The following is a 22700-nucleotide window of genomic DNA, read 5'->3' on the forward strand; positions in this document are numbered from 1 at the left end:
CTCCTTCTGGTGGTGGTACAGGAGAGAACGGCGGAGGGGCCGCCTGGCAGTGGCCGGCCCCGACGCAGTGGATTCAGCATGGAGCAAGACGGTTGCGGAGTGTGATGTACGGGCGCTGCAGCAATGCCGCAGCACTGCTGAACAAGGCTGGCTACGCTGGTCGTTCGGTCGTTCCACCGGGTGATGGACAGGGGGTGCCACGGTGGTCACGGTGCAGAGATGGTCCGGCCGGGAAGCCCGGCTGCTACGCGACGCCCTGCGCATGAGCCTGCGGGACTTCGCCGCGTACCTGGGGGTCAGCGACCGCACTGTGTCGAACTGGGAGGCAGGCGGTGCCGGCTACCAGCCTCGCGCCGAGTCTCAGGGAATTCTCGACACCGCGCTCGGTCGCTCACCCGAGGACGCGAGAACCCGGTTCGCGGAAGCGCTGGGAATGAGTGACGCGGCTGCACCTGTCACAGGGCGGATAGAAGTCGACTCCCACAAGTTCCTGCCGGTCTTCATCGGTGTCGAGCGCGCCGGCCGGCTCCGGGAGCATCTGACACCGAGCGAGGGCGCTCAGTGGCTGGAGTCCTCCTCGACCCGACTGGACCACCCCGAGGCGCAGAGCTGTGTCCTGCACGTCTTCGCCTGCGGGGTAGCCGTCTTCCACCTTGTCCAGCCGCACGAACCTGCCGCGCTGACCGACCTGGCCGTCTGGCGCTACCGCTCCTACGCGTCCGACCTCCCCTGGGCCCGGGACAAGATCCGCGAACTCCTCGAAGGCGACCACGCCGGGGCCCCCAACCCCGAATACGTCCTTTCCCTCTACTGCCTCACCTCCGGCCCGTGGGCCGGAGACGCCTACGACACCGCGCTGCGCCTGCTCTCCACTCCCTCGGTTCTGGTCGACCGCGGGGCGCCGGGTGGTCCCGCGCCCCTGGCCTGCACGGTCGAGGAGTCGCTTCTTGCCACCGGCTTCGACCACCCGGACATCGTTTCCTTCGGCGTACGGGGAGTGTCCACCGCCTACGCCGGCTGGTCCGGCGTCGCCTACGCCTCCCACTCCAGCGAGCGCAGCCTCACCACCGATGAGCTGGTCGCCTGCGAGCTGACCGTCCAGGCCCTGTGGTGTTTCACCCGCCACATCCAGCAGATGGTCGAGGACGGCCAGGACCCCTCCATGCCGGAGCGGTACGGCTGGCGATTCCTGCGTGCCGCCGCTTCCCGGCTCACCACCGCCCGTGCTCAGGAGACCGCGCAGCACGTCCTGATGCGGGAGGCCATCATGAAGACCAGCGGATTGGCCGAACGGCTGCGCACCGCGCAGGAAGCTCTGCGCGAGAGCGCCGGCTGAGAACGGGCAGGAGTGAGAGCCGATGGACATCAGCAGTGCCGCACTGGTCGTGATCGACATGCAGAACGGCTTTGTGAACCACCACAGTCGCCACGTCGTGCCCGCAGTCGCCGACCTCGTCGCCAGATGGTCCGCCGCCGGGCGCCCTGTCGTCTTCACCCGGTACTTCAACTATCCCGACAGCCCCTACGAGCGCTTCTTCCAATGGCGCCGACTCCAGGAACCACCCGAGACCGACATCGTTCCCGAGCTCGCCGAGGCGGCGGGCCACGCGCACGCAGGCGTCGACAAGACTGGATACACGCTCTTCACACCCGAGGCCGCAGAACTGATGCGACGGGCCGGCTGGACCGACCTCGTCTTCTGCGGAATCGCCACCGAGAGCTGCGTTCTGAAGTCCGCCGCAGACGCCTTTGAGCACGGATACGCACCCTGGATCGTGACGGACGCCTGTGCCAGCGACGCCGGCCCGGACGTCCACGACGCCGGTCTGCTCGTCGCCCGGCGCCTGATCGGAACAGGCCAACTCGTGGACGTCGAGCATGTGATGGGCCAACTCGATACGCGTGTTGCCGACCCGGTGCTGGAATAGCCTCATGGCCGACACACCACTCGACACCGACCTGATCATCATCGGCGGAGGACCGGCCGGCTGCGCCGCGGCCCGCATGGCCGCCGGCGTGGGCATGCGCACGATCCTGGTCGAGCCGGACCGGCTGTGCCGCAATCTCTACCGGATCCCGGCCCTGAACAACGTCCTCGGCGGCCACACCAACGGCCCCGACCTGGCCGACGCCATCGTGGCGGAGCTGATGGGCACCGAGCTGTGCCGCCTCGAACTCGGCAGGCGTGTCACTGAACTCCGCGCCGATGACGACCGGGTGACCGTCACGGTCGACACCGGTGCGCGTCTCACGGCCCCGTACGCTGTCGTCGCCACCGGCGTCGGCCCCCTCCAGCCCCACGACGTCACCTGGATCACTGCCCCCGGCTCCCTCTCCCTGCCCCCGCTCTGGGAGGCCGAAGCTGACGACGCTCAGGGGCGCACCCTTCTCGTCCTGGGCGGTGACCGCCCGATCGGCACGTTCCTGCGCGCCCACCCGACCACAGACACTCGCCTGCTCGTGGCGTACCCGGCAGCTGACGCGTACAAGATCGAGGAGATCCGGGACGATTCCCGGGTCACCCTCGTTCCCGTCGAGCACCTGACGTTGAAGGCCGCAGAGGGCACCCCGGTGTCGGCGGAAGCAGTGGGCCAGGACGGCACGCGGCGGACGATCACAGCGGATTCGGCCTACCTCAGCATCGGCAACGCCCCGACCGCCCCGCTTGGCGATGTCACCCGGAGCCCGGACGGATACTGCCCGCCGACCGACCAGCACCCCCGCGTCATCGTGGCCGGCGACCTCCGCTCCGCCCGCTTCCAGCGGATCATGACCGCACTGGGGTCAGGCAGCGAGGCCGCACTGCACGCCTACTACGCGGCCAGGGACGTGCCCACCAAGGGCTGAGACCACAGCGGTGGGATACGCGCGACGACCTACGCACTCGGGAAGGGATGTCCATGACCACTGCGGTCAATCCGGCGGTCGCAGCCGCCGTCGTCGTGCAGGACGGGCGGGTGCTGCTCGTGCGACGGCGCGTGTCGGAGGGCGCGCTTTCGTGGCAGTTCCCGGCAGGGAAGATCGAATCCGGCGAGAGTGCGGGGGAGGCGGCGGCGCGCGAGGCCCGGGAGGAGACCGGGCTGCTGGTGACTCCCCAGATCGTGCTCGGGCAACGGGTTCACCCCATGACCGGCTGGGAGATCCACTACATCGCGTGTAGACGCTCTGGCGGCGAAGCGGGCATCGCGAGTCCGGACGAGGTAGCCGATCTGGCTTGGGTCGCGCACGGCGAGATCCCGCACTACGTGCCCTACGGACTGTTCAAGCCGGTACGGGACTATCTCGATGAGGCTCTACTCTCGTTATCCGGGCCAAGCCGGACACCGCCCCTTCGGCGTTCATCCAGCTCGGGAACGTAAGGCTCTCTGAGGCCAGCGCATTCCGTGCCGGCACCCAAGGGGTTCAGGCGTGTTGAGCCTGGTGATCAAGGCTTGCGCAAGGGAGCGTGCTTCTGGTGCGAGGCCGTGGAGAACGTCGCGGGCGCAGGGGGTGTCGGGTCGGGCGGCGAGATCCTGGACAGCGGCCCATTTCTCGGCGATTACAGTAGCGAGGATCACATCGAACCGCTCGAGCGTGCCGTCCGCCTCCGTGAACCGCGGATCCTTCAGGGTGTCGCCGACCTCGACCTTGAACTGGGTGAGGTTGTGCATGAAGAGGTTCATGCGGGCCACGCCCGCAGTCTCCGCTACGGCCTCCTGCCCGTTCAAACTGAGCGTGTAGCCACGCCCACCGCGTGACTTCAGCAGGTTCGCGGAGGCGATGAGCATGCCCCCTGACCCACAGGTCGGGTCGTACACCGACTCGAAGCTCTTGGGTTCCAGAACTTCGACGATCAGTTCAACGACCTCGCGGGGGGTGAAGAACGGGCCGGCGCGAGTACCCGACCCGTCGGAGAAGCGCTTGAGCAGGTACTCGTATGCGCCGCCGAGCACGTCGTGGGACAGGTTGCCCTCGTGCATCTTCGGGGTGCGGTCCATCGCCTGCATCACCGCTGCCAGAACCTCCCTCGACAGCACTTCCTCGGAGGCCCACGTCATGTTGCCGAACAGGCGGGAGAACTTGTCAGGGTTGGACGTCTCGATGGCCTGCAGGGAGGCGCGGACCCGCTGACCTAAGCCAGGCTGGGTGATGGTGACGAGGATGGATGACCAGGAGACTGAGGTTGACCTCTCTGCTGGCCGGTTGGCCGGCTCGGGTCGGTGCGGCTCGGCCGTGGCCGCCGAGCCTCAGGCTGGTCGCCCAGGAAGATCTTGGTCTCGACGCGGCCTACGATCAGGGCCCCTGATCGTAGGCAGAGCCGAAACGTGTCCGTGAAGGTCCATGGCCGTCCGCCCTGCGCAACTGAGACCAAAACTGAGACCACACACGTCGAAGGGCCCCACCGCAAGCGGTGGGGCCCTTCGACGTATTGCCCGGTGAGAGCAATGGCGGAGGATACGAGATTCGAACTCGTGAGGGGTTGCCCCCAACACGCTTTCCAAGCGTGCGCCCTAGGCCACTAGGCGAATCCTCCGCCGCAAACAATACAAGACGTTGGAGGGTGCTCGCGAACACGTTCGCCGAAGATCGTCCGGAGAGGGGCTGAGGGGTGGTTCGGCGGGGCGGGCGGGTGGACCGGAGGGGGTGGGGATCCGCTAAGGTGGGCGTCAGCCCCTCACGTGGCGCTATCTGACTGAACTCCCCCAGGGCCGGAAGGCAGCAAGGGTAGGTCGGCTCTGGCGGGTGCGTGGGGGGCCCTTTGCGTTTCTGGGGGGTGTCGCCCGGGCGGCCCCGGACGGTTTCGGGTGGAGCGGCGCCTTGTGCTTGCGGAGGCCCGAGGGTGAGGGCTCGGGCGGTGTGGGGCCGGTTGTCAGTCGGCCCCGATAACCTCGTAGGTGTGTCGTCCCTTGCGCTGTACCGCCGCTACCGCCCCGAGTCGTTCGCCGAGGTCATCGGTCAGGAGCATGTCACTGACCCGCTCCAGCAGGCCCTGCGGAACAACCGGGTCAATCACGCGTACCTGTTCAGCGGGCCGCGCGGCTGTGGAAAGACGACCAGCGCGCGCATCCTCGCCCGATGTCTGAACTGCGAGCAGGGGCCCACGCCGACCCCGTGCGGGGAGTGCCAGTCCTGCCAGGACCTCGCGCGCAACGGGCCGGGGTCCATCGATGTGATCGAGATCGACGCCGCCTCGCACGGTGGTGTGGACGACGCCCGTGATCTGCGCGAGAAGGCGTTCTTCGGGCCCGCCTCCAGTCGTTACAAGATCTACATCATCGACGAGGCGCACATGGTCACCCCGGCGGGCTTCAACGCCCTGCTGAAGGTGGTCGAGGAGCCGCCGGAGCACCTCAAGTTCATCTTCGCGACGACCGAGCCCGAGAAGGTCATCGGGACGATCCGGTCGCGTACGCACCACTATCCGTTCCGGCTGGTGCCCCCGGGGACCCTCCGCAGTTATCTCGCCGACGTCTGCGGGCGGGAGAACAGCCCCGTCGAGGACGGCGTCCTCCCGCTCGTCGTGCGCGCCGGGGCCGGGTCCGTGCGTGACTCGATGTCCGTCATGGACCAGCTGCTGGCCGGTGCGGGCGACGACGGTGTGACGTATGCCATGGCCACCTCGCTCCTCGGATACACCGACGGCTCCCTGCTCGACTCGATCGTCGACGCCTTCGCCGCCGGCGACGGGGCCGCCGCCTTCGAGGTCGTCGACCGGGTCATCGAGGGCGGGAACGATCCGCGTCGGTTCGTGGCGGATCTCCTGGAGCGGCTGCGCGATCTGGTGATCCTCGCCGCCGTGCCGGACGCAGGGGAGAAGGGGCTCATCGACGCCCCCGCCGATGTCGTCGAGCGCATGCAGGCCCAGGCCTCCGTCTTCGGCGCCGCCGAGTTGAGCCGCGCCGCCGACCTGGTCAACGACGGGCTCACGGAGATGCGGGGGGCCACCTCGCCGCGGCTCCAGGTGGAGCTGATCTGCGCCCGGGTCCTGCTGCCCGCCGCCTACGACGACGAGCGGTCGCTGCAGGCCCGCCTCGACCGGCTGGAGCGCGGGGCCTCGGCCGCCGCTGCCGCCGGGTTCGCCGCCCCGCCCGCCGCCGCTGCCCCGATGGGGTACGCACCGGGCCCCGACGTGCATGCCCCCCAGGCTCATGCCCCCCAGGCCGCGGGTCCGGACGCGGCCCGTGCCGCCGTACGGGGCGAGGCGCCGCCCGCCGCCCCCGCCTACACACCGCCCGCCGCTCCCGCCTACGCGCCGCCCGCCGCCGAGCCCGCCCCGCAGGCCCCCGCAGAGGCCTACCCGGCCGCCCCGCCCGCCGCCGAGCCCGCCCAGCGGCCCGGGTCCTGGCCCGCCGCGGCCGGCGCGGACCAAGGTCGTCGCCCCGGCGGCTGGCCCACCGCGTCCGCCCCCGGCAGCGGCCCGGCCCCCGCCGCCACCTCGCCGCCCGTCGCCGCTCCGGCCACCCCGGCGGCCCCCGCCGCCCCGGCCGCACCCGAGGGCGGTCAGAGCATGGCCCAGGGCGCCGCCCAGGTGCGGAACATGTGGCCGGACATCCTGGAGGCGGTCAAGAGCCGCCGGCGCTTCACCTGGATCCTGCTCAGTCAGAACGCCCAGGTCGCCGGGTTCGACGGGACGACGCTCCGGATCGGCTTCCTCAACGCGGGAGCCCGGGACAACTTCGCGAGCAGCGGCAGCGAGGAGATCCTCAAGCAGGCCCTCGTCGAACGGTTCAACGCCCAGTGGCGCATCGAAGCGGTCATCGACACCTCCGGTGGCGGCGGGGCGCCCCCGGGCCCCGGCGCGGGCGCCGGGCGCCCCGCCCCGCAGTACCAGCCCGCCCCGGCAGCCCCCGCCGCCCCGGTCGCGTACGAGCCCCGGCCCCAGCACTCCGCCCCCCAGCAGTCCGCACCCTCGCCGCAGGGGCAGCACGCGCCACCGCCCCAGCAGCAGCCGCCTGCCTCCGCGCCGCCGCAGGGCCGGGAGGCCACGCCCGCTCCCGAGTCCTCCCACAGCTCTTACGGGGCGGAGCCGCCGCGTAACGTCGCCCCCGAGGACGACACCCCGGAGGCCGACGATCCGGATCTCGTCGACTCCGCCCTCTCCGGCCATGAGCTGATCGTCCGCGAGCTGGGCGCCACGGTCGTCGAGGAGTTCACCAACGAGCAGTGACGAGGAGCGGCGGGCAGTGACGAGGAGTGGCGAGGAGCGACGAGCACTGACGCGGTGACGCGCAGGACGCGGTGACGCGCAGGACGCATTGACGGGCAGGACGCGCTGACGCGGTGGCGGCGAGAACGGGAGGCCGCCCGTCCACGGACCGGCGGCCGTCGGGGCTCCCCGCGCCCGGCGGCTAGGCTGCACCCCGTGAAGGTCCTCGTCATCGGCGGCGGCGCCCGCGAACACGCCCTGTGCCGCTCTCTGTCCCTCGACCCCGATGTCACCGCTCTGTACTGCGCCCCCGGCAACGCCGGCATCGCAGAGGTGGCCGAACTGCACCCGGTCGACGCGCTCGACGGTGACGCCGTCGCGCGCCTCGCGACCGAGCTGGGCGCCGGGCTGGTGGTCGTCGGCCCGGAGGCGCCGCTCGTCGCCGGGGTCGCCGACGCCGTGCGCGCGGCAGGCATCCCCTGCTTCGGTCCCTCCGGCGAAGCGGCGCGGCTGGAAGGCTCCAAGGCGTTCGCCAAGGACGTCATGGCCGGCGCCGGCGTTCCCACCGCCCGCAGCTACGTCTGCACCACCCGCGCGGAGATCGACGAGGCCCTCGACGCCTTCGGCGCCCCGTACGTCGTCAAGGACGACGGCCTCGCGGCCGGCAAGGGTGTCGTCGTCACCGACGACGTCGCCGCCGCCCGCGACCACGCGCTCTCCTGCGACCGTGTGGTCATCGAGGAGTTCCTCGACGGCCCCGAGGTCAGCCTCTTCGCGATCACCGACGGCACCACCGTGCTGCCGCTCCAGCCCGCCCAGGACTTCAAGCGCGCCCTCGACGGCGACGAGGGCCCGAACACCGGCGGCATGGGCGCCTACTCCCCGCTCCCGTGGGCGGACCCCAAGCTGGTCGACGAGGTCCTCCAGACCGTGCTCCAGCCGACCGTCGACGAGCTGCGCCGCCGGGGCACGCCCTTCTCCGGGCTGCTCTACGCGGGCCTCGCGATCACCTCGCGCGGCGTACGGGTCATCGAGTTCAACGCCCGGTTCGGCGACCCGGAGACCCAGGTTGTGCTGGCCCGGCTGAAGACCCCGCTCGCCGGTGTCCTGCTCGCCTCCGCCAACGGCACCCTCGACGTCCTGCCGCCGCTGAACTGGCGCGACGACGCCGCGGTCACCGTGGTCATCGCCTCGTACAACTACCCGGACACCCCGCGCACCGGCGACCCGATCGACGGGCTCGCGGACGTCGCGGCGCAGGATGCCCCCGACGCGTACGTCCTGCACGCCGGGACCCGTGCCGAGGGCGATGCGGTGCTCAGCGCGGGCGGCCGGGTCCTCTCGGTGACCGCGACCGGCAAGGACCTCACGGCGGCCCGGGAGCGTGCCTACACCGCACTCGGCCGGATCCGCCTGGACGGCTCCCAGCACCGTACGGACATCGCCCTGAAGGCCTCCCGGGGCTGACCCCGCCCCGGTCATCGGCCCCCCAGGCCCCCGCAGCCCCTCCGCCCGCCCCCGTACGCCACCGGCGTACGCGGAAGGCGTGAGGGGCTGCCCCATGTCCGGGGCGCGGCAGCGAACGGTCGGCCGGGGCGCTTACCTATGGACGCGAACACGTCAGCAGCTTTGCCCAAAGCCATTCCATCGGGTGACGACTGGGCCATCCGGATGACGGCTGCCGGAGCCCCAACTAGGGTGCGGCGCAGGCGTTCGGGCACTTGGCCCACCGGCATTGCGATGTCGGTGCCGGGTGCCACAGTGGGGGAGTGAGCAACACCGTCGCGTGGCAGAGGGGGTGACGTCCGGCCGTGTCCGGTATCGATGTGGGTGAGGAGCTGGGGGCGCGGGCCGCACAGGCCCGAGCGCTCTCCCTGCTGCGGATCCGCAGCAGGGCACTGGCCGTGGCGATCCTGCCCGCGGCCGTCGCCGTCGTGCTGTTCGCGGCGGGCGCGCAGGGGCATCTGGCCGGTCCGGGCTGGGACGCCGTGCGCTGGACGGTCCTCGGCGTCGCGGTCGTCGTGCTGCTGGTGACCGTCCTGGTCGCCGTCTCGGTGGCCCGCGCGCGGCCCGCCATGAGTCCGACCGTGCCCGTGCCGGAGGAAGGGGCCCCCGACCTCTACCGCCTGGTCCGGGACCTGGCCGACCGGCTCGACGTGCCCGCGCCCTCGGCCATAGCGCTGACCCCGGACTGCGACAGCTGGCTGGAGGACCGGACGCACCGTGCGCTCCGGAGGGGCGCGGAGGCTGCGGCGGAGGCCGGGGACGCCGCCCCCGTCCTGGTCATCGGCTCACCGTTCCTGTGGTGGATGCGGGTCGCCGAGCTCCGCGCGGTCCTCGCCCCCGTGGTGGCGGGCACCGGCCCGTCCGCGCACCCCGACATAGCCGCCGCCCGCCGCTTCGTACGCGGCCTGGACGCCTCGATCGCCGATGCCGCCGCCCCCGGTCGGGGCACGGTGCGCGGGGCGCCGCTCGCCTTCGCCGGCTGGGTCTCCCGGCTGCTGCTGCGGGCCTGCCGGGGCCATGCCGCCGAGATGGAGCGCTGTGTGGCGGCCGCCGCGTCCATGCGGGCCCAGACGGTCGACCACGGGCTGCGGATCTCCGCCCAGGAACAGGTCGGCCTCGCCTATGCCGGCTGGGACCGGCTGCTGACCCGGGTGGCGCTGCCCGCCTGGCGGATGGGCCGCTGGCCCTCCCGGCTGGACGCCGGAGTCGTCTCCGCGCTCACCGAGCTGTCCCGCCGGGACCGGCTGGCCGACGGCTTCGCCCTGCGCCTCGGCGAGCGGCCCGCCTGCGACCTGCTGGAGGAGCCCGGGGTGGCCGACGAGGCGGCGTCCCTGCTCGCCGCCCGGCTCTTCCACGGCGGCCCCGCCGAGAGCGGCCCGGGCTGGGCGCCGGTGGACTGGCAGCAGTATCCCGACGAGGTCGTCGACCGCAAATGGCGTACGGAAGCGGCCCGGCTGCACCGGGTCCTGGACACCCTGGGTGTCCCCCGGGCCTCCGCCGCCGACCCGGCCGTCCCCACGCTGGCCCGGGTCATGGAGCATCTGTCCGGTGCCGGCGGACCCGGCGGTCCGGGCGAGGAGCTCGCGGCGGGCATCGGCGCGGCGGTCGCCCGTGAGGAGGCCGAAGCGCCGGGGCACGGCGGCCCGGAGCACGGCGGCCCCGGTCACGGCGGTACGGGGTCCGGCGCGGCCGACGACCCCCTCGACCTGTGGGGGCCGGGACCGCTGCCCCTCTTCCCGCTCCAGCCGCCGCGTACGGGCACCGAGCTGCTCGCCGACCACGTCGCGGCCATGGTCTGCTGCGCGGCCGTGGACACGGCGGGCGCGGCCCCCGGCCTCGACTGGCTGGACGGCCCCGCCCTGCTCGTCGGCGGCGAGCGCCGGGCGGACCTGGCGACCCCGGTCCTCAGCCTCGTCGAGGACGGCGATCCGGACCCATTGCTGTCCTGGCTCGCCGAGGTCGGAGTGCGCTCCGACAAGCCGGTCCGGCTGGTCTGACCACAAGGCCGACCGGCCCGACCCCCACAAGGCCGACCGCCCCCCACAAGGCCGCCCCCCCACGAGGCCGACCAATCCGACGCGACCGGGACCGACCGGCCCGACGACCGGGACCGACCGGCCCGACGACCGGGACCGACCGGCCCGACGACCGGGACCGACGGTCCGACGACGGGCCTCCGGCCGGTACGACGAACAGGTTTCCCAGGCCGCACCGCCAGGGCCCGGCCGGGGCGGCCTCTCGGTCTCCGGTCCCGCCAATTAGCGACGAAGGGTGACGAACCGCGTGCGTTATGTGATGTGCTGGGGATCGGCGCTGACATTCGGCGCACCAGAGTTGTCCGGGGGATCCTCCAGAGCTGTCCGGGGGATCCGAGGGAGGGGCGCGGCATGGGGGCGGAGCAGATTCGCCGGTGGGAGTCGGGCGCCCTCGCGCACGCGGTGAGCGATCCCTTCGGGCAGGGCCCGCTGCCCTGGCTGCGCGGCAGTGAGAACTACTTCGACGACACCGGCCAGGTGGTCCCCTGGTACGCCGACCTCGCCCGCTCCACCGGCGGCGGCACCCGCACCGCGGACGACGTGCACCGTCAGATCAAGGGCTTCGTCTCGCCCGGCGCGGCGGCCCCCGGTGAGGCCATCGACTTCCACATCACCGTGGACCCGCCCCAGCAGTTCTCCGTCGACATCTACCGGATCGGTCATTACGGTGGCGACGGCGCGTCCAAGATCACCACGAGCCCGCGGCTCTCCGGCATCGTCCAGCCCCCGCCGCTCGCCGCCGACCGGACCGTCTCCTGCCACCACTGGTGGATGTCCTGGCGGCTCCAGATCCCGAGCTACTGGTCGGTCGGCGCGTATGTGGCCGTCCTGACCACGGCCGACGGCTACCGCTCGCACATCCCCTTCACCGTGCGCCACGACCACCCCGCCGACCTGCTGCTCCTGCTGCCCGACATCACCTGGCAGGCGTACAACCTCTATCCGGAGGACGGCCGCACCGGCGCCAGCCTTTACCACGCGTGGGACGAGCGGGGGCGGCTGCTCGGCGAGGAGGACGCCGCCGTCACGATCTCCTTCGACCGCCCGTACGCCGGGGCCGGCCTGCCGCTGCACGTGGGACACGCGTACGACTTCATCCGCTGGGCCGAGCGGTACGGCTACGACCTCGCCTACGCCGACGCCCGCGACCTGCACGCGGGCCGCGTCGACCCCAGCCGCTACCGGGGCCTGGTCTTCCCCGGCCACGACGAGTACTGGACGCTGCCGATGCGCCGGGCCGCCGAGCGTGCCCGGGACTCCGGCACCTCGCTCGTCTTCCTCTCCGCCAACACCATGTACTGGCAGGTGGGCCTCGCCCCGTCGGCCTCCGGCGAGGCGGACCGGCTGCTGACCTGCCGCAAGCGCCGGGGGCCCGGCAAGTCCGCCCTGTGGCGCGAGGTGGACCGGCCCGAGCAGCAGCTCCTCGGCATCCAGTACGCGGGCCGGGTGCCCGATCCCCGCCCGCTCGTCGTGCGCAACGCCGAGCACTGGCTCTGGGACTCCACGGGCGCGGTCGAGGGTGACGAGATCCCGGGCCTGGTCGCCGGTGAGGCCGACCGCTACTTCCCGCGCACCAGCCTGCCCGAGCACGACAACCGGATCCTGCTCGCCCACTCCCCGTACGAGGACTCCGAGGGCGCCACCCGGCACCAGGAGACCTCGCTCTACCAGTCCCCCTCCGGCGCGCTCGTCTTCGCCTCCGGCACCTTCGCCTGGTCCCCGGCCCTGGACCGACCCGGGCACACGGACCCCCGGATCCAGCGGGCCACGGCCAACCTCCTCGACCGGATCTGCAAGCGGGACTGACCAGGGTCCTCGAAATACGCGACCGGTCACCGGGCCCCGGGCGCGGACCCGGCCGCGGATACGGGACAATCGGAACCGCTCCTGGATCAATCTACGCGGAGGCACCGTGTCCGGTTTTGTAGAAAAGCCCGAGCCCGTACAGGTTCCGGGCCTCACCCACCTGCACACCGGCAAGGTGCGTGACCTGTACCGGAACGAGGCGGGCGACCTCGTCATGGTCGCCAGCGACCGTATCTCCGCGTACGACTGGGTCCTGCCCACCGAGATCCCCGACAAGGGCCGGGTCCTCACCCGGCTCTCGCTCTGGTGGTTCGACCAGCTCGCCGACCTGGTGCCCAACCACGTGATCTCCACCGAGCTGCCCCCGGGCGCCCCGGCCGACTGGGCGGGCCGCACCCTCATCTGCAAGTCGCTGCGGATGGTCGAGGTCGAGTGCGTGGCCCGCGGTTATCTGACCGGTTCCGGACTCGTCGAGTACGACGCCACCCGTACGGTCTGCGGCATCGGTCTCCCCGAGGGCCTGGTCAACGGGTCCGAGCTGCCCGGCCCGATCTTCACCCCGGCCACCAAGGCGGCCGTCGGCGACCACGACGAGAACGTCAGCTACGAGAACGTCGCCCGCGAGGTCGGTGCGGAGACGGCCGCCGAGCTGCGGCGCACGACGCTCGACGTCTACCGCCGGGCCCGGGACATCGCGCACGGGCGCGGGATCATCCTGGCCGACACCAAGTTCGAGTTCGGCTTCGAGACCACCGAGGACGGGACCGAGCGGCTGATCATCGCCGACGAGGTGCTGACCCCGGACTCCTCGCGCTTCTGGCCCGCCGCCACCTGGGAGCCCGGCCGGGCGCAGCCCAGCTACGACAAGCAGTTCGTGCGCGACTGGCTTACCTCGTCGGCCTCCGGCTGGGACCGCGCGAGCGAGCAGCCGCCCCCGGCGCTGCCGCAGGAGATCGTGGCGGCGACCCGCGCCAAGTACATCGAGGCGTACGAGGTGCTGACCGGCGCCAACTGGTCGTAACGGCAGCCGGATACGCAGGAAGCCCCGGTCCGAAAGGACCGGGGCTTCCTCCATCTGGAGCGGACGACCAGGTTCGAACTGGCGACCTCAACCTTGGCAAGGTTGCGCTCTACCAACTGAGCTACGTCCGCAGTGCGCCGAAGCGCGATGCCTACTATACCCAACCCCGCTCGCGTGCGAGACGCACTGCCGTGTGCCGGTTCTCCGCACCGATCTTGGTGGCGGCCGACGACAGGTAATTGCGTACGGTCCCCTGGGACAGCGAGGCCCGCTCCGCGATCTCCGCGACCGGAGCCCCGTCCGCAGCCAGTTCGAGCACCTCGGCCTCCCTGGCGGTCAGCGGGGAGTCCCCGGCGGAGATGGCGTCGGCCGCCAACTCGGGATCCACGTAGCGGTTTCCGGCGTGGACGGTACGGATGATCTCCGCCAGCCGCCGGGCGCTGACCGTCTTCGGCACGAAGCCCCGTACGCCGGCGGCCAGGGCCCGCTTGAGGTGCCCGGGGCGGCCGTGGCTGGTCACGATCATGGTGCGGCAGTGGGGCAGCTCGGTCCGCAGCGATGTGGCGACCTTCACACCGTCCGCGCCCGGCATCTGGAGGTCCAGGACGGCGACGTCGGGCCGGTGCGCCAGGGCCATCGCCAGGGCCTCGGGGCCGCTCGCCGCCTCCGCGACCACGACGAGGTCCTCCTCCAGGGCGAGCAGTGCGGCCAGCGCGCCCCGGATCAGGTGCTCGTCGTCGGCCAGCAGGACCCGCAGGGGCTGCGCGGTGGTCATCGTTCCTCCGGGAGGGCGGAAGGGGCGGGGGAGGGTTCGGGGGGCGGTGCGAGGTGGCCGTTCGCGTCCGGGCGGGGAGCCGTGAGCGGCACCGTCGCCGTCACCCGGAAGAGGTCGTCCCCGGCGGCTCCGGCGGTGAGCGATCCGCCGAGCGCGCCGAGCCGTACCCGCAGCCCGGCCAGGCCCGAACCGCCGCCGTCGTCGTCGTCCGCGCCGCCGAGCGGGCGGGTGGCGCCGGCCCCGTCGTTCTCGACCTCCAGGACCACCGCTTCCCGCGTCCGGGCGAGCCGGATCCAGCAGTGGCGCGGGTCACCGTGGCGCAGGACGTTCGTCGCGGTCTCGCGGACCACCCAGCCGAGCGCGGCCTGGACGGCGGCGGGGGCCCCGATGCCGGCCGGGCCGTCCGCGCCCTCGACGGTGCAGGTGATTCCGGCGGCCTGCAACACACCCCGCGCGCCCATGAGTTCGGTGGGCAGGTCGGCCTCCCGGTAGCCGCGCACGACATCGCGCACCTCCTGCTGGGAGGCGCGCGCGATCCGCTGCACCTCCACCATCTGGTCCATCGCCGCGGGGTTCCCGCGCTGGGCCAGCTCCACGGCCAGCTCGCTCTTCAGGGCGATCACCGACAGGTTTCGGCCCAGCACGTCGTGCATGTCCCGGCCGAACCGCAGCCGCTCCTCCGCCACCGCGAGCCGGGCCTGCATGTCCCGCGCCTCCTCCGCCTGCCACATCACGGACAGGCTCCAGACGCTCGGCCGGGCCGAGACGAGGACCAGCAGGGTGACGACGACCAGCGAGACGACCGCTCCGAAGAGCAGCCCGCCCGGCACCCCCACGGCCGCCAGGAGCGCCACGACGGCCGCCGAGAAGCCGGCGGCGCGGAGCAGGAACGTCCGGACCGGGATGATCAGGACGTAGGGGATGGCGAACGCCACGGGCAGGTCCAGCACCAGCAGTACGAGCCCCTCGTCCTTCACGCCTCCCACCCCCGCGAGCGCCACCAGGAGGCCGGTCATCGCCACCTGGAGCGCGGCGGGCAGGCGCAACCGCCCCGGCGGGAACGGCTCCGTCCCCCGGTAGTCGTCGAAGGCGGGCGCCAGATTGCGGTTGCTCAGCACCGACTGGGTGATGTTGGCGGCGAGGAACGCTCCGGCGAGGGCCATCGCCACCGGTCCCTCGTCCAGGGCGTCGCCGAGCGGCAACAGGCCCCAGGACACCGCGAAGAACCAGGTGATCGAGCAGAGCGTCACCCGCGTGTAGAGGTCGATGCGCTGGAGCTTGCTGCGGTCGTGCCAGCCGCGCCGCCAGCCCGTTACCCGACCGATCACACCCCTCACACCCCTCACACCCCTCACATCCCTCAGCCCCTCATGTCATCCGCGCGGGTCCCAGCGGAACCACCGTCGCACAGCAAACACGCCGAAAGCGGTCCAGGCCAGCGCGGTCACCCCGGCCGTGAACAGGTCACCGCTCTCCACGCCGCCGAGCCAGCCGTGCCGGATCAGGGTCATCACGCCCGTCATCGGCAGCAGCTCGAGGATGGAGGCCAGCTTGTCGGGGAAGACCGCCAGCGGGATGAACAGCCCGGAGCCGAACATCGAGACGAAGAACAGCGGCAGGGTGGTGAGCTGCGAGGTCTGCACCGTCCGGGTGATCACGGTGGTCGCCGCCGCCAGGGCGGACATCAGGACGAAGGCCAGCAGCAGTCCGGCCAGCAGGAGGTCGGGGCGGTGCGGGGCGCTCAGGTCGAAGGCGATCGCGCCGGCCACCACCAGCAGCACGCACTGGGCGAGCGCCAGCGCGACGGACGGCAGCGCGGTGCCGATGAGGATCTCGCGGTCGGAGATCTCGCCGGTGCGCAGCCGCTTCAGGACGAGTTCCTCGCGCCGGGCGACGTACGCGGAGACGAGGTTCATGTAGACGACCTGGACGAGCACCATGCCGATGCCGCCGGTCAGGGTGGCGCCCGCGACGGTGAGCCCGGTGCCGCCGAGGTCGATCTGTTCGAGCGAGGACCGCATCGCGAAGATCATCGTGAGTGGCAGCAGCAGGGCCACGACGATCGCGGTCCGGTTGCGCAGCAGGAGGATCAGCTCGGCGCGGCCGAGGGCGGTCAGCCGCCGAGCCACGGCCGCCGCGCCCGTGGGGGAGCCGACGGACGTCCGGTCGCGGACGGGGGTCGTGGTGGTCGTCATGCCGTCACCTTCTTCGTGTTCTTCGTGCCGCCGGAGCGGGTGGAGCGGTCGTGGACCTGGCGCGGGTCCTGGTCCCGGGGCGCGTGCTGGGTCTTGGCGATGTCGAGGAACGCCTCCTCCAGGGAGGCGGAGCGGGCGTCGAGGCCGTGCAGCCGTACGCCGGACTCCCGGGCCCACTCCAGGAGTTCGTGCAGCGACTCCTGGAGGGCGGAGGTGCGGATCTCGACCCGGGACCCTTCCGCCGCCGCCCGCAGGGAGAGCGGAAGGCGCGCCGCCGGCACGGCCTCGGGCAGCACGAACCGGATCCTGGCGGGCTGCTGCGCGGTCACCTCGGCGATGGTCCCGGTCGTCACGATCCTCCCCTGATGCATGATCGCCAGCCGGTCCGCGAGCGCCTCGGCCTCCTCCAGGTAGTGCGTGGTCAGCAGCACGGTCGTGCCGTTGTCCCGCAGCGCCCGGACGAGCTCCCAGGTCTCCTGCCGGCCCTCGGCGTCAAGACCGGTCGTCGGCTCGTCGAGGAAGAGCACCTCGGGCCGGGAGGTCAGGGCGAGCGCCAGGTCGAGTCGGCGCTTCTCGCCGCCGGACAGCTGCTTGACCCGTACGCCCGCCCGGAGGGTCAGGCCGACCATCTCCAGGGCCTCGCCGGCCGGGCGTGCGCCGGTGGTGCAGGCCGACCACATGCGTACGGTCTCCATGACCGTGAGGTCGGAGGGGAAGCCGCCTTCCTGGAGCATCACCCCGGTACGGGGGCGGACGGCGGCGCGTTCGCGGTACGGGTCGTGGCCGAGGACCCGCACCGTCCCGTCGGTCGGTGGCGCCAGTCCTTCCAGGAGTTCCACGGTGGAGGTCTTGCCCGCGCCGTTCGTCCCGAGCAGGGCGAACAGTTCGCCGCGGGCCACGGAGAAGGAGATCCCGGACACGGCCTCGAAGCCGCCGGCGTAACGTCGGCGGACCCCGTTCGCCTCGATCACGGGACCGTCCACGCGGTCGCTGAGAATGTCGTCGCTGGTCATGCTTCAAGGTTTCCGCCGGAACCGGCCCGCGAGCAGTGCGCGCTGTCACCACTGCTCATGACAAACGTCATGAGGGTGGCGGGGAAGGAGAGAGGCGGGAGCACGACAAAGGCCCTGACCGAGAAGGTCAGGGCCTTTGATGCTGAGCGGACGACCAGGTTCGAACTGGCGACCTCAACCTTGGCAAGGTTGCGCTCTACCAACTGAGCTACGTCCGCAGTGCAGCCACTCGGCTTTCACCGGTGGAGCGAGCACTACTCTACCCGATCCAACGAAGTGGTTCGAAGAGTTGTGCAGAGCGGGTGACAGGAATTGCACACTGCGCCTTCCCCCTGGAAGGGGGATGTTCTACTACTGAACTACACCCGCACGCTGCGTGGGATTCGGCTTTGCGGCCTCGCCCCTCGGCGTGCTCCAGACTCTAGCCGACCTGCGGGGGTGTCGCGCAAGTCGGCTCCCCGAGGGCCCTGCGGAACGGGTCCCCGGACCCGGCCGGCGGGGCCCTCGGGGACGCCTGACGGAGCGTCCGGCTCCCGACCCGCCGCGCCCGACGGGCCGCCCGGTCCGGCCGGCCCGGAACCACCGTGGCGCGTCCCGCCGGCGCCGCCGCGGTCCGGCCGGCCGTCACCGCGGTGGCTCAACTCGCCGCGTCGAACGCCTCGTAGACCTTCTTCGGGATGCGGCCCCTGGCCGGCACCTCCATCCGGTGCGAGCGGGCCCAGGCGCGGACGGCCGCCGGGTCCGGGGCGAGGGAGGTGTGGTGGTAGACCGTGGGCGTCCTGCCGTGCTTGCTGGCATTTGTCTGCTTTCGACCGGCGGCCACGTAAGGAGCCAGGGTCCTCCGCAGTTTCTTCGCGTTGGCGGGATTGAGATCGATCTCGTACGTCTTCCCGTCCAGGGCGAAGGTCACCGTTTCCGCCGCTGCTCCCCCGTCGATGTCGTCGGAGAGCGTCACCACTACGCGCTGAGCCACGGATATCGGTCCTTTCCTACGGCACCGGCGCGTACTTCGTGCGCGGATGCCTGCCTTCCGGCTGCCAGGCGGGCGGATGTGGATCGACGAGATGTCGACTGTTCCGTTGTCCCCGGGGCAATGTTGCTTTCCCCGGTAATCATTTGTACAGCGGTGGGTACCGCATTGTGAAGCCCAGCCAATTACATCCGCGTGTCCGTGTGCAATCCGTGTGCAATCCGGACGTGATTTTTCCAGACCTTTTCCCTGCCGGTGTCGCGGCCGATATCTCGGCGTGATCTGCGCAGGGCCCCGCCATGTCCGTCCCGCCCGATATCTACCCGCGTAGAAATTTTGGCCAGGTACGCTGAGTGGACCCGCGGGGGTCTGGGGAACCCCCCGGAGAGACAGCCGCACCACACCACCACACCGGGAGTGCCAGTGGCACGCGTCGTAGTCGACGTCATGCTCAAGCCCGAGATCCTCGACCCGCAGGGACAGGCGGTGCAGCGCGCACTGCCCCGTCTCGGCTTCGAGGGAATCGCGGACGTTCGTCAGGGAAAGCGTTTCGAGCTGGAGGTCGAGGGACCGGTCGACGACGCCGCCCTCGCCCGTATTAACGAGCTGGCCGAGACGTTCCTCGCCAACACCGTCATCGAGGACTTCGTCGTGAAGGTGGAGGAGGAGAAGTGACCACCCGTATCGGCGTCGTCACTTTTCCCGGCACCCTCGACGATCAGGACGCCCTGCGTGCCGTCCGGATCGCGGGCGCCGAGCCCGTATCCCTGTGGCACCGCGACAAGGACCTGCACCAGGTCGACGCGGTCGTCCTGGCGGGCGGTTTCTCCTACGGGGACTACCTCCGCGCCGGTGCGATCTCCCGCTTCTCGCCGGTCATGGAAACCCTCATCGAGCAGGCGAAGGCCGGCATGCCGGTCCTCGGCATCTGCAACGGCTTCCAGATCCTGACCGAGGCGCACCTGCTGCCCGGCGCGATGCTGCGCAACAACCACCTCCACTTCATCTGCCGCGACCAGAGGCTGCGGGTGGAGAACGCGGAGACCGCCTGGACCTCGGACTACAGCGCCGGCCAGGAGATCAGCGTCCCGCTCAAGAACGTGGACGGCCGGTACACCGCCGACGAGCACACGCTCGACGAGCTGGAGGCCGAGGGCCGCGTCGCCTTCCGCTACCTGGACGGCAACCCCAACGGCTCGCTCCGCGACATCGCGGGCATCACCAACGCCGCGGGCAACATCGTCGGCCTGATGCCGCACCCGGAGCACGCCGTGGAGCCGCTCATCGGCACCGGCCGCACCGACGGCCTCGGTTTCTTCACCTCGATCATCAAGAAGCTGGTCAACGCATGAGCCTGGATACGGTCAAGCACGCGGCCGAGACCCCGGACGCCGAACAGCCGTGGAAGGAGCTCGGCCTCAAGGAGGACGAGTACGCCCGGATCCGCGAGATCCTGGGCCGTCGTCCCACCGGCGCCGAGCTCGCCATGTACTCCGTGATGTGGTCGGAGCACTGCTCGTACAAGAGCAGCAAGGTCCACCTCAAGCAGTTCGGCGAGAAGGTCCCCGCCAACGACGCCATGCTCGTCGGCATCGGCGAGAACGCCGGCGTCGTCGACGTCGGCCAGGGGTACGCGGTCACCTTCAAGGTCGAGTCGCACAACCACCCCTCGTACATCGAGCCCTACCAGGGCGCGGCCACCGGCATCGGCGGCATCGTCCGCGACATCCTCGCCATGGGGGCCCGCCCGATCGCGGTCGTGGACCCGCTGCGCTTCGGCGCGGCCGACCACCCCGACACCAAGCGCGTCCTGCCGGGCGTCGTCGCGGGCATCGGCGGCTACGGCAACTGCCTGGGCCTGCCCAACATCGGAGGCGAGGTCGTCTTCGACGCCTGCTACCAGGGCAACCCGCTGGTCAACGCCGGCTGCATCGGCGTGATGAAGCACGAGGACATCCACCTCGCCAAGGCCTCCGGCGCGGGCAACAAGGTCATCCTGTACGGCGCCCGCACCGGCGGCGACGGCATCGGCGGCGTCTCCGTGCTGGCGAGCGAGACCTTCGAGTCCACCGGCCCGGCCAAGCGCCCCGCGGTCCAGGTCGGTGACCCGTTCCAGGAGAAGCTGCTCATCGAGTGCACCCTGGAGATCTTCGGCGAGAAGCTCGTCGACGGCATCCAGGACCTCGGCGGCGCGGGCCTGTCCTGCGCCACCAGCGAGCTGGCCTCCGCCGGTTCCGGTGGGATGCGCGTCGAGCTGGACACCGTGCCGCTGCGTGACTCCTCGCTCTCGCCGGAGGAGATCCTCATGAGCGAGTCGCAGGAGCGCATGTGCGCGATCGTCGAGCCGCAGCACGTGGACCGCTTCCTGGAGATCTGCGAGAAGTGGGACGTCATCGCCACCGTCATCGGTGAGGTGACCGAGGGCTCCCAGCTGGAGATCTTCTGGCACGGCGAGCAGATCGTGGACGTGCCGCCGCGCTCGGTCGCCCATGACGGCCCGGTCTACCACCGCCCGTTCGCCCGCCCGTCCTGGCAGGACGCGCTCCAGGCGGACGACGCCGGCGAGCTGCCCCGCCCTTCGAGCGCCGCCGAGCTGCGCGAGCAGGTCCTGAAGCTGGTCGCCTCCCCGAACCAGGCCTCCAAGTCCTGGATCACCGACCAGTACGACCGCTTCGTGCAGGGCAACACCGTGCTGGCGATGCCCGAGGACGCGGGCATGGTCCGCATCGACGCCGAGTCGAACCTGGGCGTGGCCATGGCGACCGACGGCAACGGCCGGTACGCCAAGCTCGACCCGTACGCAGGCGCGCAGCTCGCGCTGGCGGAGTCGTACCGCAACGTGGCCGCCTCCGGTGCGAAGCCGCTCGCCATCTCCAACTGCCTCAACTTCGGCTCCCCCGAGGACCCGGACGTCATGTGGCAGTTCGCCGAGGCCACCCGCGGTCTCGCGGACGGCTGCCTGGAGCTGGGCACCCCGGTCACCGGCGGCAACGTGTCGCTGTACAACCAGACCGGTGAGACGGCGATCCACCCGACGCCGGTCGTGGCCGTGCTCGGCGTGATCGACGACGTCAACCGGCGTACGCCGATCGCCTTCGCGGAAGAGGGCCAGCTCCTCTACCTGCTGGGCGACACGACCGAGGAGTTCGGCGGCTCGGCCTGGTCCGAGGTCGTCCACCAGCACCTGGGCGGCCTGCCGCCGAAGGTGGACCTCGGCCGCGAGAAGCTGCTCGCCGAGATCCTCATCTCGGCCTCGCGCGACGGCATGATCGACGCCGCGCACGACCTGAGCGACGGCGGCCTGATCCAGGCCGTCACCGAGTCCTGCCTGCGCGGCGGGAAGGGCGCCCGGCTGGTCGTGCCGGACGGTCTGGACGCGTTCACGTTCCTGTTCTCCGAGTCGGCGGGACGCGCGGTCGTCGCGATCCCGCGCAGCGAGGAGCTCCGCTTCAACGACATGTGCGGCGCGCGCGGTCTGCCCGTCACCCGCATCGGTGTCGTGGACGGCGGGGAGATCGAGATCCAGGGCGAGTTCAGCATCCCGCTGAGCGAGCTCCGTACGGCGCACGAGGCGACGATCCCCGCGCTGCTCGCCTGAGCCGCGCGCCGACCGGCACCTCAGAAGCCCCTGCCCGGGTCCTCCGGGCGGGGGCTTCGGCCTTTCCCCTCGCCCTGTTGTCAGAGATTACGTAATTACGTAAGGTTGGTGTCATGGAGCTGGAGCAGCGGGTCGCCGAGCTGGAGAGGCGGCTCACGGCACTGGAGCGGCGGGACTCCGAGTCCCCCCGCCTGGGCGACGGCGACTTCTGGGCGCTGGACGGGCTGAAACAGCAGCTCGCCGAGGTCGGGGAGGCCGCGGCCGACGGAGGAGTGCTCTACACGGGCTCGGTACGGCTGCCCACCGGCGAGAGTTACGAGTGGCAGTACGGCGCCCTCACCGAGGCCCTGTTCGACGGGGACTGGGAGGACGCCGCCGACTCGTTCGCCGCCTTGGGCCACCCGGTCCGGCTGCGCCTGCTCCGCGAGATCCTCGGCGGCCTGAGGACGACCGCCGAACTGGCCGCGCTCGACGAGTTGGGCACCACCGGCCAGATCTACCACCACCTGCGCCAGCTGACCGGCGCGGGCTGGCTGCACGCGGCGGGCCGCGGCCGGTACGAGGTCCCGGCGGTCCGCGTGGTGCCTCTGCTGGTGGTGCTGACGGCGGCGCGGCCCTGAGCTGACCTGACCACGAGAAGACACGAAGACACGA

19 protein-coding genes, 4 tRNA genes and 1 other RNA gene are annotated in these 22700 nt (G+C 71.5%); 14 read left to right on the forward strand and 10 right to left on the reverse strand.

Annotated elements, in window-relative coordinates; genetic code table 11:
• Positions 1-202: 202 nt before the first annotated feature.
• The 4 genes from ACIQRW_RS34310 to ACIQRW_RS34325 are packed head-to-tail and all read left to right on the forward strand — an operon-like array spanning position 203 to position 3359.
• Positions 203-1336, forward strand: coding sequence for a helix-turn-helix domain-containing protein (locus ACIQRW_RS34310; RefSeq protein WP_403768184.1), 1134 nt, complete (start codon positions 203-205; stop codon positions 1334-1336).
• A 22-nt stretch (positions 1337-1358) separates the two neighbouring features.
• A complete protein-coding gene (locus tag ACIQRW_RS34315; protein ID WP_365080055.1) occupies positions 1359-1928 on the forward strand; it encodes an isochorismatase family cysteine hydrolase in 570 nt (189 codons plus the stop codon).
• Positions 1929-1932: 4 nt separating this feature from the next.
• Positions 1933-2847, forward strand: coding sequence for an FAD-dependent oxidoreductase (locus ACIQRW_RS34320; protein WP_403768187.1), 915 nt, complete (start codon positions 1933-1935; stop codon positions 2845-2847).
• Between the two features lie 53 nt (positions 2848-2900).
• Positions 2901-3359, forward strand: a complete 459-nt coding sequence (locus ACIQRW_RS34325; protein ID WP_403768190.1) for an NUDIX domain-containing protein — start codon at positions 2901-2903, stop codon at positions 3357-3359.
• On the opposite strand, the gene ACIQRW_RS34330 is transcribed toward ACIQRW_RS34325, so the two are convergent.
• Together ACIQRW_RS34330 and ACIQRW_RS34335 are read right to left on the reverse strand one after the other, a co-directional pair.
• Positions 3339-4037, reverse strand: coding sequence for a class I SAM-dependent DNA methyltransferase (locus tag ACIQRW_RS34330; protein WP_403768193.1), 699 nt, complete (start codon positions 4035-4037; stop codon positions 3339-3341). The two genes, ACIQRW_RS34325 and ACIQRW_RS34330, sit on opposite strands and share 21 nt — an antisense overlap.
• A gap of 388 nt (positions 4038-4425) precedes the next feature.
• A tRNA-Ser gene (locus ACIQRW_RS34335) sits at positions 4426-4513 on the reverse strand.
• A 133-nt stretch (positions 4514-4646) separates the two neighbouring features.
• On the opposite strand from ACIQRW_RS34335, the gene ffs reads away from it, so the two are divergent.
• The 6 genes from ffs (at position 4647) to ACIQRW_RS34365 (ending at position 13495) form a co-directional block, all read left to right on the forward strand.
• An RNA gene (ffs, locus tag ACIQRW_RS34340) (signal recognition particle sRNA small type) lies at positions 4647-4741 on the forward strand.
• Positions 4742-4876: 135 nt separating this feature from the next.
• Positions 4877-7147, forward strand: coding sequence for a DNA polymerase III subunit gamma and tau (locus ACIQRW_RS34345; protein WP_403768196.1), 2271 nt, complete (start codon positions 4877-4879; stop codon positions 7145-7147).
• A 195-nt stretch (positions 7148-7342) separates the two neighbouring features.
• Entirely contained in the window at positions 7343-8593 is a 1251-nt protein-coding gene (purD, locus tag ACIQRW_RS34350; RefSeq protein ID WP_403768199.1) for a phosphoribosylamine--glycine ligase, read from the forward strand.
• Positions 8594-8937: 344 nt separating this feature from the next.
• Entirely contained in the window at positions 8938-10629 is a 1692-nt protein-coding gene (locus ACIQRW_RS34355; RefSeq protein WP_403768202.1) for a hypothetical protein, read from the forward strand.
• Between the two features lie 390 nt (positions 10630-11019).
• Entirely contained in the window at positions 11020-12474 is a 1455-nt protein-coding gene (locus ACIQRW_RS34360; protein ID WP_403768205.1) for a N,N-dimethylformamidase beta subunit family domain-containing protein, read from the forward strand.
• 106 nt (positions 12475-12580) lie between these two features.
• The gene (locus tag ACIQRW_RS34365; RefSeq protein WP_403768208.1) at positions 12581-13495 is read left to right on the forward strand and encodes a phosphoribosylaminoimidazolesuccinocarboxamide synthase; all 915 of its coding nucleotides are present in this window, start codon (positions 12581-12583) and stop codon (positions 13493-13495) included.
• Between the two features lie 55 nt (positions 13496-13550).
• On the opposite strand, the gene ACIQRW_RS34370 is transcribed toward ACIQRW_RS34365, so the two are convergent.
• The 8 genes from ACIQRW_RS34370 to ACIQRW_RS34405 all read right to left on the reverse strand — a co-directional run bounded on the left by ACIQRW_RS34370 (position 13551) and on the right by ACIQRW_RS34405 (position 18451).
• Positions 13551-13626, reverse strand: a tRNA-Gly gene (locus ACIQRW_RS34370).
• 23 nt (positions 13627-13649) lie between these two features.
• A complete protein-coding gene (locus tag ACIQRW_RS34375) occupies positions 13650-14270 on the reverse strand; it encodes a response regulator transcription factor (RefSeq protein ID WP_003968028.1) in 621 nt (206 codons plus the stop codon).
• Positions 14267-15616 carry a sensor histidine kinase gene (locus ACIQRW_RS34380; RefSeq protein WP_403768211.1) on the reverse strand — a complete coding sequence of 450 codons (1350 nt, stop codon included), beginning with the start codon at positions 15614-15616 and terminating at the stop codon, positions 14267-14269. Before ACIQRW_RS34380 ends, ACIQRW_RS34375 begins: the two co-directional genes overlap by 4 nt.
• Positions 15617-15643: 27 nt before the next feature.
• Complete coding sequence (locus tag ACIQRW_RS34385; RefSeq protein ID WP_403768214.1) at positions 15644-16465, reverse strand: ABC transporter permease; 822 nt, start codon at positions 16463-16465, stop codon at positions 15644-15646.
• Positions 16462-17478: an ABC transporter ATP-binding protein gene (locus ACIQRW_RS34390; RefSeq protein WP_403768217.1), complete on the reverse strand. Its 1017-nt coding sequence runs from the start codon at positions 17476-17478 to the stop codon at positions 16462-16464. The genes ACIQRW_RS34385 and ACIQRW_RS34390 overlap by 4 nt, the downstream gene beginning before the upstream one ends.
• Positions 17479-17623: 145 nt before the next feature.
• A tRNA-Gly gene (locus tag ACIQRW_RS34395) sits at positions 17624-17696 on the reverse strand.
• 79 nt (positions 17697-17775) lie between these two features.
• Positions 17776-17847 (reverse strand) — tRNA-Gly (locus ACIQRW_RS34400).
• Positions 17848-18115: 268 nt separating this feature from the next.
• Positions 18116-18451 (reverse strand): Lsr2 family protein, encoded by a 336-nt coding sequence (locus ACIQRW_RS34405; RefSeq protein ID WP_403768220.1) that lies wholly within the window; start codon positions 18449-18451, stop codon positions 18116-18118.
• A 420-nt stretch (positions 18452-18871) separates the two neighbouring features.
• Here ACIQRW_RS34405 and purS point away from each other — a divergent pair, with 420 nt between their 5' ends.
• The 4 genes from purS (at position 18872) to ACIQRW_RS34425 (ending at position 22666) form a co-directional block, all read left to right on the forward strand.
• Positions 18872-19123, forward strand: coding sequence for a phosphoribosylformylglycinamidine synthase subunit PurS (purS, locus tag ACIQRW_RS34410; RefSeq protein ID WP_003968034.1), 252 nt, complete (start codon positions 18872-18874; stop codon positions 19121-19123).
• Positions 19120-19800: a phosphoribosylformylglycinamidine synthase subunit PurQ gene (purQ, locus tag ACIQRW_RS34415; RefSeq protein ID WP_403768223.1), complete on the forward strand. Its 681-nt coding sequence runs from the start codon at positions 19120-19122 to the stop codon at positions 19798-19800. Before purS ends, purQ begins: the two co-directional genes overlap by 4 nt.
• Complete coding sequence (purL, locus tag ACIQRW_RS34420; protein WP_403768226.1) at positions 19797-22046, forward strand: phosphoribosylformylglycinamidine synthase subunit PurL; 2250 nt, start codon at positions 19797-19799, stop codon at positions 22044-22046. The genes purQ and purL overlap by 4 nt, the downstream gene beginning before the upstream one ends.
• 113 nt (positions 22047-22159) lie before the next feature.
• Positions 22160-22666 (forward strand): ArsR/SmtB family transcription factor, encoded by a 507-nt coding sequence (locus tag ACIQRW_RS34425; RefSeq protein ID WP_403768229.1) that lies wholly within the window; start codon positions 22160-22162, stop codon positions 22664-22666.
• Positions 22667-22700 lie beyond the last annotated feature (34 nt).

It is taken from the genome of Streptomyces sp. NPDC091287, assembly GCF_044768525.1.
In the GTDB taxonomy this organism is placed as follows: Bacteria; Actinomycetota; Actinomycetes; order Streptomycetales; family Streptomycetaceae; genus Streptomyces.